Genomic DNA, 15455 nt, shown 5'->3' on the forward strand with positions numbered 1-15455 from the left:
TGACAATCTTTTATGACACAACAAAAACAGCATAAATGGCTGCCTTACATTATGGTGCTGCCGGCATTTTCAATCATGCTCTGCGTCGTGGTTTTGCCGGTAATTAACACAGTGGTCAAATCCTTCTGCACCACAGACGGCGCGTTTACGCTAGATAATTACCTTTATTTTTTTAAAAGCAGAGAAAGTTTTGAAAGCTTTGTATTTACTCTTGTAGTTTCACTTTCGGTGATGGCGCTTAGCGTGGTGCTCAGCTTTTTGCTCGCACTTTACCTCCGGTTTTCAAAAGGGCCAGTCAGCAGGCTGCTTGGCAAATTATATCTGCTGCCGCGCTTTATGCCGGGCATTGCCGCTGTGTATGCGGTGATGAATGTGATTAAAGATGCGGGACTGATTCACCGCATTTTGCTCGCTTTTGGCATACAGTATCAACCCGGGCTTATATATGATATTAAAGGAATCATTCTGTGCAACCTGTGGTTTTCGGTGCCTTTCTCGGCCATGCTGCTCAGCGCGGCGCTATCCAGCGTAAACGATTCTTACATTGAGAGCGCCCGCGACTGCGGCTGCTCGGCCTGGAATATTCTAAAAACCATCATTCTGCCCCTTACTTACAAAGACATCATCGTCAGCGCTACTTTTATTTTGATGGGACAGATTGGCTCGTTTACCATTCCGTACCTGACCGGCCCGAATAATCCGAAAATGCTGGGTATTCTTTTATACCAGCAAACAAGCACCTACATGGACTACCAAAGAGCGGCTGCACTTTCGGTGCTGATGTTCCTCATTTGCCTTGGTGGAGCAGTGGTATATATTCGCGCAAATATGCGTGAAGATGTGTGGGAAAACACCAGCCTGCACACGGCGAAAAAGAAAATCTCGCGCCGCACTGCACAAGGCACCCGCTGGGGGGCGCTGACCAAATCGAAAGTAGGAGAAAGCCATGTCTAAATTTATTTGCAGTTCGCAGCCTTTGCCTCTTTGCGGCACCCGCAATACACGAGACCTCGGCGGATACCCCGCTGCCGATGGTGCCGTGACCAAAACACATCGCTTTTTGCGCTCAGATGGGCTTGCTGCGCTTACTCAGGCCGATATTGAATTTTTGCTGGCGTATGGCGTGGGCTGTGTGGTTGACCTGCGCAGCGAAAAAGAGCGGGCCGAAGAACCCAGCCCCGAGGCACTGTTGCAACAGGTAAGCTACTATTCTTTCCCCATGCTGGACAAAGCAGCCTCGAGCGGCTTTACGAAAGACATGCCCCCCAGCATGGGCGAAGTGTATGTGGAATTGCTACAATACAGTGCGCAAAAATTGTTGAAAGTGCTTAAAACTTTTGCGGCCCACAGCGACCAAACCGTTTTGTTTCATTGCTCTGCGGGCAAAGACCGCACCGGGGTGGTGGCGATGTTGCTGCTTTTACTTGCCGGGGTGCCGCGCGAGCAAATTATAGCCGATTATAGCACCAGCCAAAAAAATATGCAGCAGATTTTTGAGCAAAAACAACAGCGTATGCTGCAAAACCATGGGATTGTGATTCCGGATGCCGTGTTCTCGTCAGCCCCCTGCGAGATTGAAAAGGCACTTGATTTTATTGCAAATACCTATGGCACAGCAGAAAGCTACCTGCTACACGCTGGTGCAGAGGATGCCCTGATTTCAATGCTACGTCATCGGTTGCTTACATAAAGGCGCAGGTTAAAGAATACCAGAAAAAGCAAGCCGCCCGTTTCTCATAAATGGTTTGTAATACAAAAAGAGGAGACTTTCGTCTCCTCTTTTTTGGTGCCCATAAAGAAAGCGGGGGTAAGCGCACAAAGTGAATTGTCCGCAGACTTACCCATGCTTCGCAGCAAAGTTTAATTTGCGAGCAGGGAAGCAAAAGCGTCTTTGCCCTCGGCGGTAAGCTCGTAGGTGTTGTCACCGACCATCACGAGTCCCAGCTCCGGAATGGCATAGAATTGGTACTGGGTGCCGTCGTTCAACGAGCACTCCACAGAGAAAGACTTGCCGTTGGTCTGCATGGTGCCGATTTGTTCGTATTGCTCGTTGCTGAGTTTGGCTTTTTGTGCGTCTTCCACCAGCGAAAGCAGTTGCTGCGCTGCGGTTTGGTCAAGCTCTTTGAGAAGCTCTTGCCCAAAGTGATCAAATACTATAATTTCGAGAGTGTTCTCGAAGATGCCAGTGTTTTGAAAGAAAGAAGCAAGGTCAAGCCCTTCTCCGCTGAGGGTATCGGTAACCTGACAAACGTAAACTTTTTCGCCATCAGAAACTGCAAGGCGAAGGTCGGGGCTTTGCCCTTTGATAGAATAAATTTTACTGCCGGGTAAAAAGGTGCCTGCAAGGTCGGCTGCTGCCAGCTTTTCCGGGTCAGTGCTAAGGTCTGCGGTAATCTCTGCCACTTCATTTTCCAGCTCGAGATACTGGTCCGGGATAAGATTACTTTCATAGGCATAGCGCAAACCGTTGTAATTGAAAAATCTGCGCATTTCCATCGGGCTGGTGTTGCCTACACCGTCGGTATAGCCCGGGGGAGGAGTGGTGGTAAGGCCACCCTGGTTGCGCAGCTGGTAGCCCGCACCGACAGCTACTGTCAGAGCAAGTGCAGCGGCAATGGGCGCAACCCAGCGCAGCTTGATTTTTTTAGATGTAACTTTTTTGTCAGCCTCGGCAATCAGATTATCGTCTATCCCGCCAATGGCGTGCATTAATTTTTCATTTTGATTCATAAAGAAATCCCCTCTTTCAGCAGGTGTGATTTTAGCTTGTTTCTGGTACGGAAAAGCGAAGATTTAACTTTGCTCTCACTTATTTGCAGCTGGGTAGCAATTTGCTCTACCGAGATAAGATACCAGTACCGCTTGATAAAAATAATTCGATTTTCCGCCGTCTGCTCCTTTAAAAAGCGATTAATAGAGGCAGTAATTTCTCTGCATTCGGTTGCAGTCTGTAAAGAATGCGCAGGGGTAATACAGTCCTCCAGCTCAGAAAGTGCCAGCGGGATTTGCCCGAGGTTTCTTTTTTGAGCAGTAAAGTGTTTGTATCGGTTGAGTGCAAGGTTGCGCACAATCTTTCCCCAAAAAGCGCAAAGCACCTCAGGTTTTTGTGGGGGAATGCTGTTCCAAAGCCGTAAGTAGCCGTCATTGACACATTCCTCAGCATCTTCGCTGCTGCCTAAAATATTGTAAGCGATAGAAAAACCGTAGTTTCCGTAGCGCGCCTGCATTTCTGCCACAGCTTGTTCGTTGCGCGTTTCATAAAGCGCAATAATTTCGTGATCGTGCATTGTATCCTCCTTTCCGTCAGCATAAAGGCCTTTCACTTATAAGGACCCCGAAAACAGGGCGAGGTTGCGCAAGTTTTATATTTTTTTTATTTTTATCATCATAACACGCCAGGCAACTGGTGAGGATGGCATAGAGGCTGAAACGATGACACCGGTGCGGACAGCTTTGTCCATTATTATAAGGCGGAATCGCGCTGCAAAAACAAAAAGGCCCACCCGGAGATAAATCCGAGTGGGCCTTTTTGCAATTGGATGGTTATTCTGACAGAAGCGATGTACCAGGACAAGTCGTACAAAGTAAGCAGAAAAACAAAGCAGAGCTTTGCGGAAATTAGTTGTTGAGCATGATGTTGAGAATCTCGACATCGGTGCTGCGCATACCCTCGCGTGCCATACGGCCAACGCTTTTGATGGTTTCTTCAGCGGTTTCTTTTACAATGCCTTCGCCCGGCTGGAACGCACGTTTGCGTTTTGCCATTTCAAGTGCATTCAAAGCATTTTCTACTGCTACCGAGATTTTTGCAGCACAGCTGGGCTTCGCGCCGTCGCAAACCATGCCGCCAATGGTGGCAATCGAGTTAACGATGGTATCGCAGATGATAGCAAACGATTCATCCTGCAGGTAGGCGATGCCGCAAGCAGCACCGGTTGCAGCAGAAACAGCGCCGCAGTAAGCAGAAAGGCTACCGATATACTTTTTCTGCTGGATGCTGACCAGGTTGGAGAGTGCCAGTGCACGGTACAGCTTCTCTTCAGAAGCATTGAGTGCGCGTGCATACTCCACAACGGGCAGGGTAACAGTGATGCCCTGGTTGCCAGAGCCGGAATTGATTACAGCGGGCAGAGTGCAGCCGCTCATGCGGGCATCACTGCCAGCGGCAGCCGCAGCACGTGCACGAACACGCACATCGTCGTCGCCATAAATTTCAAGCAAAGTGCGGCCTACCTGGGTGCCCCAGGCGTTTTTGAGACCCTCTTCCGAGATGGCAGAGTTGCAGGTAATCTGTGCGCTGAGGATAGGTTTCAGATCCTCCAGTTTTACCTCGTTTACGAACTCCACAATGTTTTGCAGAGTCATCAACTCGGGACGGCCAGAGGTAGTTTCGGCTTCAGCCGGGGCTGCGGTAACCGGGTTTTGCTGGTCAAGAAGGACAGTGCCATCTTTCTCAATATGAGTGATATTCGTGTGGTAATCGCGCATCACAACTTCGGCGTTGTGGCCGTCTGCGGATTCAATGAATACGCGGATGTAAAGGTTTTCAACACCCTCTACCAAACGGCAGCAGCAGAAGTTTTGCTCTAAAAGCTGAGCGGTTTTGGCGATATGCTCTTTCGTGACACCCTGCAACACTTCGAGTTGACGGGACGCATCGCCGCCGACCATGCCGAGCACCGCAGCCACATCTACGCCCTTCATTTGGTCAGAATTCGGCACCACGACGCCATTTACGTTTTTAATGATGTTGCCGCTGCATTCGACGGTCAGCTTGCAGGGCTCGGTGCCCAAAAGCTCGCGGGCTTTTGCCGACGCGTAAGCAACTGCAATGGGCTCTGTGCAACCCAGTGCGAGTTTCAAATTTTGTTTTAAAAGGGCCAGATGGTTTTGGTAGAGCATCTCATCCATAATGTTTAAACTCCTATTCTGTTTCTTGCCAGGCGTGATTGCGCAGGGGTGTAAAAAATGCGCTTTCTTGTGCTAAAAAGTGCGATATGTTATTCTTAATGTAGCCATAGCTCGAATTTTCAATTAAAATTTTATCTTTATTTACATAAGGGGCAATTACATGAATTTTTTAAACTTACACTACTTTGTAGTAGTAGCGGAAGAATTGAATTTTTCCAGAGCGGCAAAACAACTTTTTATCTCTCAGCAGTCGTTGAGCAACCATATTAAAAAACTAGAAAACGAATATGGTGTGCTGCTTTTTGACCGGCACGCGCCCATTTCGCTTACCGAAGCGGGAGAAAGCCTTTACAGCAACGCCAAAGAAATTTTGGCATTACATAAAAAGGCAGAAAAAGAGCTGCTGGATATCAAAGACTTCCGTCGGGGCGAAGTGACGGTTGGCATTGCACCTTCCCGGGGAAATATCATGCTTCCCCGCCTAATCAGTGAATACCACCGCCGCTTTCCCCAAGTGCGGATTCATGTGTATGAAGGGGACCAAAGCGCGCTGCGCGAACGGCTGGAGCTGGGCAAAATTGATGTGGCCATCGGGTTTGATTTTGCCAGCGAACTGATTGAAACACAGCCGCTGTTTTTCGAAAGCCAGTACATTGTGGTGCCTGCCCCAATTTTGCAGCAATATTTTTCCGAAGAAGAGCGCCAGCAGATTATGAGCAGCAAATCGCTACCGCTGCAAACCTTTGCACACTGTCCGTTTGTTGTGGCGAACAGCAGCTCCTGGACCGGCCAGCTCCTTCATCAAGTATCTGCCAAAGAAGGCGGTTTTGAACCGATGGTGTCTGCACACACCTACAATACAATGACAATGCTGGCCCTTTGCCGCGCTGGCATCGGGGTCAGCCTTTGTGCAAAAACCTTTCTATGGGACGAGCTGAAAAAGGCAAATAAGCCTTCGTCAGATCTGTTCTGCTTTTTGCTGGATGACTCTTTGGCAAGCAGCCAATTGGTCATCGGCACCAAAAAAGGTGGGTATCATGCGCGCTCGGTCACCGAGTTCATCAAAGCAGCCAAAGAGGTGTTTGATGAATAAGGACGGTGTAGATTAGCAGCAGCTGCCGCAAGTGCAGCCTTCTACGGATTCTTTTGCGGAACGGATGTAAGAAAGCATGCCTTTATTCAGCGGGTAGCGAATGACGCAGCCCGGGGTAAGAATCAGGCCGCGGCCGCCGGTGAGACGTTTGCAATCGAAAATCTGGTGGCGAATGGCGTTGCGGTCACAGCTGGTGATGTCGGTACGGTTCAGGCCGCCCATCAGGCATTTGCCGGTCAGCTGCTGTGCCTCGTCAATGGCGGGCAGGGTTTCCCATGCGTGCCAGTTGAATACATGCACCGGGTAATCGCGCAGAACGTCAAACATAATATTGGAACCATGAGCGTGCAGCGTGTTCATCCAGCCGTCTTTTGCCGCCTCGAGCACCTGAATGTCGTACGGTTTGCCGTATTCGAGATAGACTTCGGTGTCCATAACGTCATAAACGCTCATCTGAGAAGCAAAGAAGACGCCGTCTGCACCCAAACGAATTGCTTCCGCAGCCAGCTGGGCAGTGGTTTCAGCGATGACAGAAAGAGCGCGCTTTACTTCTTCGCCATAACCGGCACGGATATGGTCGAGCACTTTTTTGCCACACAGTTTATCTGCAATGGTAATGGGGGAGAAAACAGTAAAGATAACAGGAACGTTCTCGTCCTTTACCAGCTCAAGCAGCTGTTTCAAGCTGTCCAACTCGCGGGCAAGGCTGCCCTCGTGAATCGAGCAGGGCTGCACTTTGCTCCAGTCTTCCGGTGCCTGTACCGGGGTGTAAACGATTTTGGCGACGCCGCCTTTTTCAATTTCGGAATAGTCGATTTCGCAGCCGAAATCTTCAATGGCATACATGCCGTTGTTCATGGTTTTGATAAAGTCAAGATCATATGTCTTATAAAAATCATAAGTAGCATGAGCTAACTGAGTAGCATCCAGATCGATGCCCGGCAGATGACTCCAAAAAGAGTACGGAATCTCGTCGGTCTCCTGAAAATGAATAGCTGCATACACGCGTTCTTTTTTGTTCATCGTTTTAACCTATCCTTTTGTTTTTTTGCCGTACGTTGCCGGTGGGTGGCTTGCACGAAAATAATCTTACGTATGGGGATAGTATAAAAACAGAAGTACACTACTGTCCAACAGAAAAAACGTTTGTTTTAACAACCAAAAGGCTGTTCCGGGTGGCTGTAAGCAGTTTCCGGCAACAGCCTTTTAATTGTTGGTGACCAGGGAAAAACTGTTGGTCAAGAAGTGCAGGCGTTTGTATAATAACAACATAAATCGTCACGGGCTGAGGCTAAATTTTGCACAGTTTTGCCCGTGCAGATGAAAACGAAAAAGAACACAAAACAAAAGGAGAACAGAAGACTATGAAAAAAATTATCGCTGCAATCCTGTCCATGTCCCTTGCGCTTGCGCTGGTGGGCTGTGGTGGCGCGGCTTCCTCTTCGGCAGCCGGTTCTGACACGGCTAGCAAGCCGGCAAAAGGTGCATTTCCCAGTGGGCCTATTACATTGGTATGTCCTTTTTCTGCTGGCGGCGGCACCGACCTCGGCGCTCGCTACATGGCAACCGCACTTTCTAAAGAGCTGGGCGTCAACGTTGTTGTAGAGAACCAGACTGGCTCCGGCGGCTGGATCGCCTGGACCGACCTGATCACCGGCGATTACGACGACGGCTACACCATCGGCCTCATCAACCACAACTATGTTATGGGTGCGCTTGATCCCGAAAACCCGCGCAAATACACCCTTGACGACGTTCAGGTGCTCTCCAACCAGGTGCTTGATTACAACGTTATCGCCATTCGTGCAGACGAAACCCGCTTTAGCGATATGGATAGCTTTATCGAGTATGCAAAAGCAAACCCGGTACTGATCTCCGCACAGGCTACCGGCATCACCGACGGTGACTCTACCACCGCACAGTGGTTCAACAACAACTTCGGCACTCAGATTGTTACCATCCCGGTTGACGGCGCATCTGACGGCCGCAGCATGTTCCTCGCAGGCGATACCGACGTATTCTTCGCTTCCATCTCGGACGTACAGAGCTACTACGAGAAGGGCGAAATGAAGATTCTTTCCGTCTTTGCTGACGAGCGCAACGACTTTATGCCCGACGTGCCGACCATTGAAGAAGCTACCGGCAAAAGCTATGTTGCATTTGCAGCACGCGGCTACTTCTACCCGAACAGCGTGCCGGAAGAAATCGTTACTATGATGAACGAGGCCATGCAGAAGGCTATGCAGGACGAAACTTACATTAAAGATATGGCTACCCTCGGCTTGCAGCTGGACAACACCAGTGGCGAAGAATATGCAGAATTGCTGCAGAGCCAGGTTGAGGCACGCCAGGAAATCTGGGGTTAATCTAAAAAAGGTGCCCTTGTTATAAGGGCACCCTTTTTTACGAAAACAGATTCACTGCATTGGTGTTTATGTGTATGGAGAAGAGGATACTATGAAAAAACAAATCCATCGTGACGTTTGGGTTGGCGCGGTTTTGCTGGCCTTCTCTGCTTGGGTATTGGTGCTTTCTTTGAATATTCCGGGACAAGCATCGGTACTGCCGGTCGCGCTTTGTGCGATGATGGCAGTCTGCGCATTGATTGTTATCGTTAATGGTCTGCGCAAAACCAAAGAGGCAGAAGGCGAGTTTCAGTACGCCATGACCCTGAAAAGCAGCAAAAATGCATTCTTGTTCTTGCTGTTTATCTTTATTTACTATCTGGGCTTTAAATACATCGGTTACTGGGTAGCCACCCCCATCTTCCTGCTTTTTGCACAGAAGTACCTGCGTGTAAAGTCCTGGAAGGTAAATGTGATTATCACCGTTTCGTACGTGGTTATCACCTACATCCTGTTCGTTGTTATTCTGAAACTGCCCATCTACAAAATCGGCATTTTGGGATCTTATTTCCGCTTTATTTAACCAGGGAGGTAATAGAATATGTTAGAATACATTACTAGCGCCCTGGGGCTTTTCGCTTCGTGGGAAGTGATTTTGGCACTTGTCATTGGCGTTGTTGCAGGCATGGCGATTGGTATTATCCCCGGCCTTGGACCTTCGGTGGGTATTGCACTGCTGATTCCCATCACATTCTCCATGAGCCCTCAGGCTGCACTGGTCATGATGACCGCAATGTACACCACCGGTGTTTATGGCGGTTCCATCACTGCAGTTTTGTGCCACACACCGGGCACGGCAGCTTCGGCAGCTACAACCGAAGACGGTTACGAGCTGGCCAAAAAAGGCAGAGGCATGGAAGCAATCTCGGTTGTTACCGTTGCTTCTGTGGTCGGCGGCATTATTGGCGCACTGTGCCTTATCCTGTTTGCCCCCGTGCTGGGAAAACTCAGCCTTCGTTTCTCTGCGCTTGAGTACTTCCTGATTGCTTGCTTTGGCTTGCTGGTCGTTTCCGGCCTTACCGGAAAAAACCGTGCAAAGGGCATCTTCTCCGCGCTGGTCGGTTTGTTAATCGGCTGCGTCGGCATGGACTCGATTACCGGCGTTTCTCGCTTTACCTTTGGCCAGATGTGGCTGGAGGATGGTCTTGACTCCACCCCGATTCTCATCGGCTTGTTCTCGATTGCCCAGGTTTTGATTCTGGTAGATCGTCTGATTACCGGCCGTGGCAACACCATCGTAGACGATCCCTCGAAAGCGCTTACCGGCAAACGCTGGGAGAAGGGCAATGCCAAAAAGCTTAGCCCGACCATGATGCGCAGCTCTCTGATTGGCTCCTTTGTCGGCTTTATTCCGGCAGCTGGTTGCTCTATCGCAGCTTGGATCAGCTATAGCATGGCAAAACGCTCTTCTAAAAACCCCGAAGAATTCGGCAAGGGTTCTACTGTGGGTATTGCTGCTTCGGAAGCAGCTAACAACGCAGCTTGCGGTGGTGCACTGATTCCGCTGTTTACGCTCGGCATCCCGGGCAGCCCCGTTACCGCTATTTTGTACGGTGCACTGCTGATGCACGGCTTGCAGCCGGGCAGCGAGCTCTTCACCGGTGCTAAAGCGCCGACTACTTACGCAATTTTCCTTGGCTTTATGTTTGCAAATATCCTTATGGGTATTATCGGTCTGACCATGGCAAAACAGATGGCAAAAGTTTGCCTCGTGCCGAACTCTGTGCTGGTGCCCATCATCGTAGCACTTGCAACCATCGGCACCTTCGCACTTGCCAACAGCATGTACGAAGTTTTGATCATGCTCATCTTCGGTGTCATTGGCTACTTAATGAAAATCTATGGCTTCGAGCCGGCTCCGCTGGTTCTGGGCGTTGTGCTTGCTGACATTTTGGAAGCAAACTTCCGCCGTGCACTGCTGATGGCAAGCACCAAGGGCGGCCTGTTCGCTTACTTCCTGACCCGTCCGGTTGCAATCGTCATCGTTCTGGTCATCTTGGGCTTTGCACTGATTCCGGTTGTAAATGCTCTCATGCAGCGCAAAAAAGAGAAGGTAGCATAAGAAATTTTCTGAACAAGAAGTGTTTTGAAATATTTTACGAGTGCTGTTGAAATCAGCACCAAGCGGTCGCTGTGCAAAGCAAGGGCGCAGCCGCCGCCGGGAGTCTTATTTGGTGATAGGGCCTGGCAAAACTGCTTTGTGCAGAAGCAGAAAGCCAAGTTGTAATCGCTCCGCCCGCCAGAAGGCACTCTCCGCCGAGAGCTTTTTGGGGAGGAGATTCCTATCAGGGTTTTTCGCTCCGCAGCAAAACCCAGGAACTTGTTAGAGCGCAAGTTTCCCGCGCTTCTCTAAAGCTAAGGCAGGGTCGCCCGAAAGGGTGGCCCTGTTTTGGCTTTTATAAAAATGAAAGCTGTATTTTAGAACCTGCGACAGTACAGCTATCATGCAAGGTTTGCGATGATGGACAAAAATGAAACAGAGAAAAATGTTCGTTATATGGAAGGCAGCGAAAGAGCAAACGGCGAGGCATGGCCCGTTGCCGTTTGCTTTTTTCTATATAAAGGTAAGCAATTAACAAAAACTGTGAATGAAGTAAAAGCAAAAATAAATTTTTGAAAAAACATTTTGGTATTATTTCCTATCAAGCTTAAACTGAAATTTGCTTGACTTTTTTAAGGAAAGTCCGTATGATAAAAAACGGTTAGCTTGCACTAACTTATTTTTTACACAAGCAGTTAGCTTAAACTAACCAAGCCAAATAATAGAAAATGCCACCGTAACTCTTTGGTAAAGAGGAACGGCGAGAACATCGAATGTAAAGGGAAATAGGTTATGATGATTAACAAACGGCTTATCGGTACAGTGCCGGAAAGCAAAAAATACATCGCCGGTAACGTGGCGCTGCAATGGACTGCACTTGTCGCCAACATCGGCATGATTTTAGCTGTAACGCGGTTGATGCAAAAACTGTATGAAGGCACTGCGAGCAACAAAACGCTGGCGTTTACAGCCTTGGTAATCACCTGCGCCGTTGCAGTACGTTTTGTTTGCACCAAAGCCGCCACAAAAATGGGGTTTCTTTCTTCGAAATCAGTAAAAAGCACGCTGCGGCAGCTGATTTATGAAAAACTGCTGCGGCTGGGGCTGACCTATAAAGAAAAAGCTTCGGCAGCCGAGGTGGTACAAGTAGCCGTAGAAGGTGTTGATCAGTTGGAGACCTATTTCGGTGCTTACCTTCCGCAGTTTTTTTACAGTATGCTGGCACCGCTTACCCTATTTGTGGTACTTTGCTTTATCAACGTTCCCGCTGCGTCGGTGCTGCTGGTTTGTGTGCCGCTCATTCCCATTACCATTGCAGCCGTGCAAACCTTTGCAAAAAAATTGCTCGCGAAATATTGGGGAGAGTACACCACGCTGGGCGACACTTTCTTGGAAAACCTGCAGGGTCTTACCACGATGAAGATTTACCAGGCAGATGAGTTTAAACATCAGGAAATGAACGAGCAGTCTGAGCGCTTTCGTAAAATCACGATGAAAGTGCTTACCATGCAGCTAAACTCAATTACGCTGATGGACGCACTGGCCTACGGTGGCGCCGCGCTGGGCGTGATTATGGCAGCCACACAGTTGCGCAGCGGCGCGGTAAGCCTTGGCGGTGCGCTGGCGATTATTTTGCTGTCGGCAGATTTCTACATACCGATGCGGCTTTTGGGCAGTTTTTTTCATATTGCGATGAACGGCATGGCCGCAAGCGAAAAGATTTTTCGTCTGCTGGATATCGCAGAGCCTAATATGCGTGGTACGGCTGATTTTCCGCAAGACAGCACGATTCGCTGCGAAAATCTTCGCTTTTCTTACGAACCGGAGCGTGAGATTCTTCACGGGATTAACTTTTCTTTCCCCGCAGGCAGTTTCACTGCAATCGTAGGGGAATCCGGCTGCGGTAAATCTACGGTGGCTTCTATCCTCATGGGGTGCAACAGCGATTACACCGGCAGAGTTACCATTGGCGGCATAAACTTGAAAGACATTTCTGAAGCGAGCCTGATGCGCGGCATGACCTATGTAGGTTTTGACAGCTACCTGTTTAAGGGCACGGTGCGCGAAAACCTGCGCATGGGTGCACCGGCTGCAACCGAGGATGCCCTGTGGCAGGTGCTTGAGCAGGTAAACTTGGCAGAGTTTCTGCGTAGTGAAAACGGGCTGGACACCCGACTTGCCGAAAAGGGCAGCAATTTTTCGGGCGGGCAGCGCCAGCGCTTGGCTTTGGCACGCGCAATGCTGCACGACAGCCCGGTTTACATTTTTGACGAGGCAACTTCTAATGTTGATGTCGAAAGTGAAAATGAGATTATGGAAGAGATTCAGCAATTGGCAAAGACGAAAACAGTCATTCTCATTACGCATCGCCTTGCGAATGCCCAAGGCACAGACGTCATTTGCGCAATGGAGAGCGGCATAGTGAAAGAGTTCGGTACCCATGCCGAGCTGCTTGCAAAAGGCGGCGTTTATGCGCAGCTTTGGAATACGCAGCAAAATCTGGAGCAGTTTGCACAGGAGGCGAAAGCATGAAAAAAAGAAGCAATTTCAAGGTTTGCATGCGGCTGATTGGCCTGGTAAACCCGCTTGCAGGATATATGACACTAGCAGTGCTGCTCGGCACGCTGGGGCATTTGTGCGCTGTCATGATTCCGGTATTCGGCGGTATGGCACTGCTGGATATTCTGGGTATGAGCGTTCACTTTACGGCGAAAACGGTTTTTGTGGCAGTTTTAATTTTTGCGCTGCTGCGCGGCGTACTTCGCTATGGCGAGCAATACTGCAACCACTTTATTGCGTTTAAACTGCTCGCTTTATTACGAGATAAAGTATTTGCTGCACTGCGGCGTTTGTGCCCGGCAAAGTTGGAGAGCAAAGATAAAGGCAACCTCATCTCCATCATCACCTCGGATATTGAGCTGCTCGAAGTTTTTTATGCGCATACCATTTCACCGGTACTTATTGCTTTTCTGATGGCGCTTTTTATGGGCAAAATCATCGGGCATCTGCACCCGGTGTTGGCGGCGGTTGCACTGGTGGCATACCTTACCGTAGGTGTTATTATTCCGCTCGTCACCTCTAGATGCAGCAAAGATAATGGGCTGAGCTTTCGTCGTCAATCCGGCGAACTGAGCACCTTTGTGCTGGATAGTTTGCGCGGGCTTTCAGAAACGCTGCAATATAATGCCGGCCAAGAACGCCTGGCAGAAATGCAAAGCAGAACAGAGCAGCTGTCTGCCCAGCAAAAAGCAATGAAAGACCGAGCGGGAACCAACACTGCAATGACGCAGACGGCTATTTTGCTGTTTGATTTACTGATGCTTTTTGTGGCGTCGGCATTGCTGCTTAGCGGACAGATTAACTTTTCTCGCGCGCTGATTGCTGTGATTACACTGATGAGCTCGTTTGGCCCGTTTGTGGCACTGGCAGACCTCGGCAGCGGATTGCAAAACACCTTTGCCGCAGGCAATCGCGTGCTGGATATTTTAGAAGAAAAACCGGTAGCAGAAGAGATTACCGGCAAAACAGATTGTGAGTTCTCCGGTGCAAGCGTTGAAAATTTAAGTTTTTCTTACGGTGGTGAAGAGATTTTGCAAAATGTAAAGGCGAACTTCCCTGAAGGAAAGGTGATTGGCGTTACCGGCAAAAGCGGTAGCGGAAAATCTACCTTACTGAAGCTGCTGATGCGCTTTTGGGTGGCAGAGCAAGGCGAAATTGCTGTTTCTGGGCACAGCATCAACGAGATCAACACCACCTGTCTGCGAGAGATGCAGGGATTTGTCACACAGGAAACGCACCTTTTTCAGGATAGCATTGCAAATAATTTGCGCATTGCAAAACTGGATGCAACCCAAGCTGAACTTGAAGAAGCCTGCAAAAAAGCGGCGGTGCATGATTTTATCAGCAAGCTGCCACAAGGCTACGAAACACATGTCGGCGAGCTTGGTGACACGCTTTCTGGCGGCGAGCGTCAACGTATCGGCTTGGCACGTGCCTTTTTGCACGATGCACCATTTATGCTGCTGGACGAGCCGACCAGCAACCTCGACAGCCTGAATGAAGCAGTGATTTTGAAATCTATTGCCGAGCAGCGCAAGGGCAAAACCGTGGTGTTGGTATCTCACCGTGCGTCTACCATGCGGCTGGCAGATAGCGTGTACAGCGTAGAGCATGGCCGGGTGAGCTAATGAAACAACAAGATAAGCGCGAGCGGGAAAAGCAACTGGTAAGCGAAATGATTCAGCTTTATTGCCGCAAAAAGCATGGCGCTTTAGAAGGGTTGTGTGCTGATTGTGCCGCGTTGGAGGCGTATGCCAGAGCGCGCAGTGATAAGTGCCCGTTTATGGAAACAAAGACGTTTTGTTCTAACTGCAAGGTGCATTGCTATAACGCGGAGATGCGCGAAAAAATTCGCGAAGTGATGCGTTTTGCAGGACCGCGGATGCTGTTTGTGCACCCTGTTATGGCGGTGCGACATGTAATAGAAAGCACCCGGGAAAAGCGAAGAAAGGCAGAGAGTCAATGAAATTGAAAAAAGTGATTTATATTACCCTTGGCTGTATTGGGGTAGGGCTTGGGGCACTGGGCGCTGCACTGCCACTGCTGCCGGCTTTTCCATTTCTAATGTTGGCAGCGTGCTGCTTTGGCAAAAGCTCTGAGCGTTTGCATCATTGGTTTGTTGCGACAAAGCTTTATAAAAACAATCTTGAATCCTTCGTAAAAGGGGAGGGCATGACATGGAAAACCAAGCTGCGCATTATGCTTCTGGTTACCGTGACCATGGCATTTGGATTTTTGATGATGGGCAGAGTCCCAATTGGTCGCATGATCCTTGCAGCAGTCTGGGTGTTTCATATCGTCTATTTTGTGTTTGGGATTAAAACCATACCTCCAACGGTAACGGCACAGCCGAAAACCGAATAAAAAAATCCGCAGAAGATAGCTTCTGCGGATTTTTATTTTCTAATTAGCTCCTAAAAAAGAAGCTTTTATCGCTTTATAAGTA

Annotated in this window: 15 protein-coding genes; 11 read left to right on the forward strand and 4 right to left on the reverse strand. The window is 49.2% G+C overall.

The window, feature by feature from the left end; translation table 11 throughout:
- Nucleotides 1-12 precede the first annotated feature (12 nt).
- Both C1A11_RS11290 and C1A11_RS11295 read left to right on the forward strand, forming a co-directional pair.
- A complete protein-coding gene (locus C1A11_RS11290; RefSeq protein ID WP_102050554.1) occupies nucleotides 13-954 on the forward strand; it encodes an ABC transporter permease in 942 nt (313 codons plus the stop codon).
- A complete protein-coding gene (locus C1A11_RS11295) occupies nucleotides 947-1690 on the forward strand; it encodes a tyrosine-protein phosphatase (protein ID WP_102050555.1) in 744 nt (247 codons plus the stop codon). Before C1A11_RS11290 ends, C1A11_RS11295 begins: the two co-directional genes overlap by 8 nt.
- 170 nt (nucleotides 1691-1860) lie before the next feature.
- Here C1A11_RS11295 and C1A11_RS11300 read toward each other — a convergent pair whose 3' ends face one another.
- The 3 genes from C1A11_RS11300 to C1A11_RS11310 form a co-directional block, all read right to left on the reverse strand.
- Nucleotides 1861-2730, reverse strand: coding sequence for a hypothetical protein (locus C1A11_RS11300; protein ID WP_102050556.1), 870 nt, complete (start codon nucleotides 2728-2730; stop codon nucleotides 1861-1863).
- Nucleotides 2727-3287: an RNA polymerase sigma factor gene (locus C1A11_RS11305; protein ID WP_102050557.1), complete on the reverse strand. Its 561-nt coding sequence runs from the start codon at nucleotides 3285-3287 to the stop codon at nucleotides 2727-2729. Before C1A11_RS11305 ends, C1A11_RS11300 begins: the two co-directional genes overlap by 4 nt.
- A 331-nt stretch (nucleotides 3288-3618) precedes the next feature.
- Nucleotides 3619-4911, reverse strand: coding sequence for an L-cysteine desulfidase family protein (locus C1A11_RS11310; protein ID WP_102050558.1), 1293 nt, complete (start codon nucleotides 4909-4911; stop codon nucleotides 3619-3621).
- Between the two features lie 160 nt (nucleotides 4912-5071).
- On the opposite strand from C1A11_RS11310, the gene C1A11_RS11315 reads away from it, so the two are divergent.
- Nucleotides 5072-6004: a LysR family transcriptional regulator gene (locus tag C1A11_RS11315; protein ID WP_102050559.1), complete on the forward strand. Its 933-nt coding sequence runs from the start codon at nucleotides 5072-5074 to the stop codon at nucleotides 6002-6004.
- A 12-nt stretch (nucleotides 6005-6016) separates the two neighbouring features.
- Here the strand turns inward: C1A11_RS11315 and C1A11_RS11320 are convergent, their stop codons facing one another.
- Nucleotides 6017-7027, reverse strand: coding sequence for a uroporphyrinogen decarboxylase family protein (locus C1A11_RS11320; RefSeq protein WP_102050560.1), 1011 nt, complete (start codon nucleotides 7025-7027; stop codon nucleotides 6017-6019).
- Nucleotides 7028-7368: 341 nt separating this feature from the next.
- Between C1A11_RS11320 and C1A11_RS11325 the strand changes: the two genes are divergently transcribed.
- The 8 genes from C1A11_RS11325 to C1A11_RS11355 all read left to right on the forward strand — a co-directional run bounded on the left by C1A11_RS11325 (nucleotide 7369) and on the right by C1A11_RS11355 (nucleotide 15373).
- Complete coding sequence (locus C1A11_RS11325; RefSeq protein ID WP_102050561.1) at nucleotides 7369-8370, forward strand: tripartite tricarboxylate transporter substrate binding protein; 1002 nt, start codon at nucleotides 7369-7371, stop codon at nucleotides 8368-8370.
- A gap of 91 nt (nucleotides 8371-8461) precedes the next feature.
- A complete protein-coding gene (locus C1A11_RS11330) occupies nucleotides 8462-8932 on the forward strand; it encodes a tripartite tricarboxylate transporter TctB family protein (RefSeq protein ID WP_102050562.1) in 471 nt (156 codons plus the stop codon).
- A gap of 18 nt (nucleotides 8933-8950) precedes the next feature.
- A complete protein-coding gene (locus tag C1A11_RS11335; RefSeq protein WP_102050563.1) occupies nucleotides 8951-10471 on the forward strand; it encodes a tripartite tricarboxylate transporter permease in 1521 nt (506 codons plus the stop codon).
- Between the two features lie 396 nt (nucleotides 10472-10867).
- A complete protein-coding gene (locus C1A11_RS13865; RefSeq protein WP_180950334.1) occupies nucleotides 10868-11026 on the forward strand; it encodes a hypothetical protein in 159 nt (52 codons plus the stop codon).
- A gap of 219 nt (nucleotides 11027-11245) precedes the next feature.
- Nucleotides 11246-12982, forward strand: a complete 1737-nt coding sequence (locus C1A11_RS11340) for an ATP-binding cassette domain-containing protein (RefSeq protein WP_102051077.1) — start codon at nucleotides 11246-11248, stop codon at nucleotides 12980-12982.
- Nucleotides 12979-14637 carry a thiol reductant ABC exporter subunit CydC gene (gene cydC / locus C1A11_RS11345; RefSeq protein ID WP_102050564.1) on the forward strand — a complete coding sequence of 553 codons (1659 nt, stop codon included), beginning with the start codon at nucleotides 12979-12981 and terminating at the stop codon, nucleotides 14635-14637. Before C1A11_RS11340 ends, cydC begins: the two co-directional genes overlap by 4 nt.
- The gene (locus C1A11_RS11350) at nucleotides 14637-14975 is read left to right on the forward strand and encodes a nitrous oxide-stimulated promoter family protein (RefSeq protein ID WP_102050565.1); all 339 of its coding nucleotides are present in this window, start codon (nucleotides 14637-14639) and stop codon (nucleotides 14973-14975) included. The genes cydC and C1A11_RS11350 overlap by 1 nt, the downstream gene beginning before the upstream one ends.
- Nucleotides 14972-15373, forward strand: a complete 402-nt coding sequence (locus tag C1A11_RS11355) for a YbaN family protein (RefSeq protein WP_102050566.1) — start codon at nucleotides 14972-14974, stop codon at nucleotides 15371-15373. Before C1A11_RS11350 ends, C1A11_RS11355 begins: the two co-directional genes overlap by 4 nt.
- The last annotated feature ends 82 nt before the right edge of the window (nucleotides 15374-15455 follow it).

It is taken from the genome of Pygmaiobacter massiliensis, assembly GCF_900199435.1.
GTDB lineage: Bacteria > Bacillota > Clostridia > Oscillospirales > Ruminococcaceae > Pygmaiobacter > Pygmaiobacter massiliensis.

Bases quoted from the DNA above. Each gene is read 5' to 3' on its own strand.
- C1A11_RS11290 (WP_102050554.1), top strand. From the start codon at position 13: ATGACACAACAAAAACAGCATAAATGGCTGCCTTACATTATGGTGCTG.
- C1A11_RS11295 (WP_102050555.1), top strand. From the start codon at position 947: ATGTCTAAATTTATTTGCAGTTCGCAGCCTTTGCCTCTTTGCGGCACC.
- C1A11_RS11300 (WP_102050556.1), bottom strand. From the start codon at position 2,730: ATGAATCAAAATGAAAAATTAATGCACGCCATTGGCGGGATAGACGAT.
- C1A11_RS11305 (WP_102050557.1), bottom strand. From the start codon at position 3,287: ATGCACGATCACGAAATTATTGCGCTTTATGAAACGCGCAACGAACAA.
- C1A11_RS11310 (WP_102050558.1), bottom strand. From the start codon at position 4,911: ATGGATGAGATGCTCTACCAAAACCATCTGGCCCTTTTAAAACAAAAT.
- C1A11_RS11315 (WP_102050559.1), top strand. From the start codon at position 5,072: ATGAATTTTTTAAACTTACACTACTTTGTAGTAGTAGCGGAAGAATTG.
- C1A11_RS11320 (WP_102050560.1), bottom strand. From the start codon at position 7,027: ATGAACAAAAAAGAACGCGTGTATGCAGCTATTCATTTTCAGGAGACC.
- C1A11_RS11325 (WP_102050561.1), top strand. From the start codon at position 7,369: ATGAAAAAAATTATCGCTGCAATCCTGTCCATGTCCCTTGCGCTTGCG.
- C1A11_RS11330 (WP_102050562.1), top strand. From the start codon at position 8,462: ATGAAAAAACAAATCCATCGTGACGTTTGGGTTGGCGCGGTTTTGCTG.
- C1A11_RS11335 (WP_102050563.1), top strand. From the start codon at position 8,951: ATGTTAGAATACATTACTAGCGCCCTGGGGCTTTTCGCTTCGTGGGAA.
- C1A11_RS13865 (WP_180950334.1), top strand. From the start codon at position 10,868: ATGATGGACAAAAATGAAACAGAGAAAAATGTTCGTTATATGGAAGGC.
- C1A11_RS11340 (WP_102051077.1), top strand. From the start codon at position 11,246: ATGATTAACAAACGGCTTATCGGTACAGTGCCGGAAAGCAAAAAATAC.
- cydC (WP_102050564.1), top strand. From the start codon at position 12,979: ATGAAAAAAAGAAGCAATTTCAAGGTTTGCATGCGGCTGATTGGCCTG.
- C1A11_RS11350 (WP_102050565.1), top strand. From the start codon at position 14,637: ATGAAACAACAAGATAAGCGCGAGCGGGAAAAGCAACTGGTAAGCGAA.
- C1A11_RS11355 (WP_102050566.1), top strand. From the start codon at position 14,972: ATGAAATTGAAAAAAGTGATTTATATTACCCTTGGCTGTATTGGGGTA.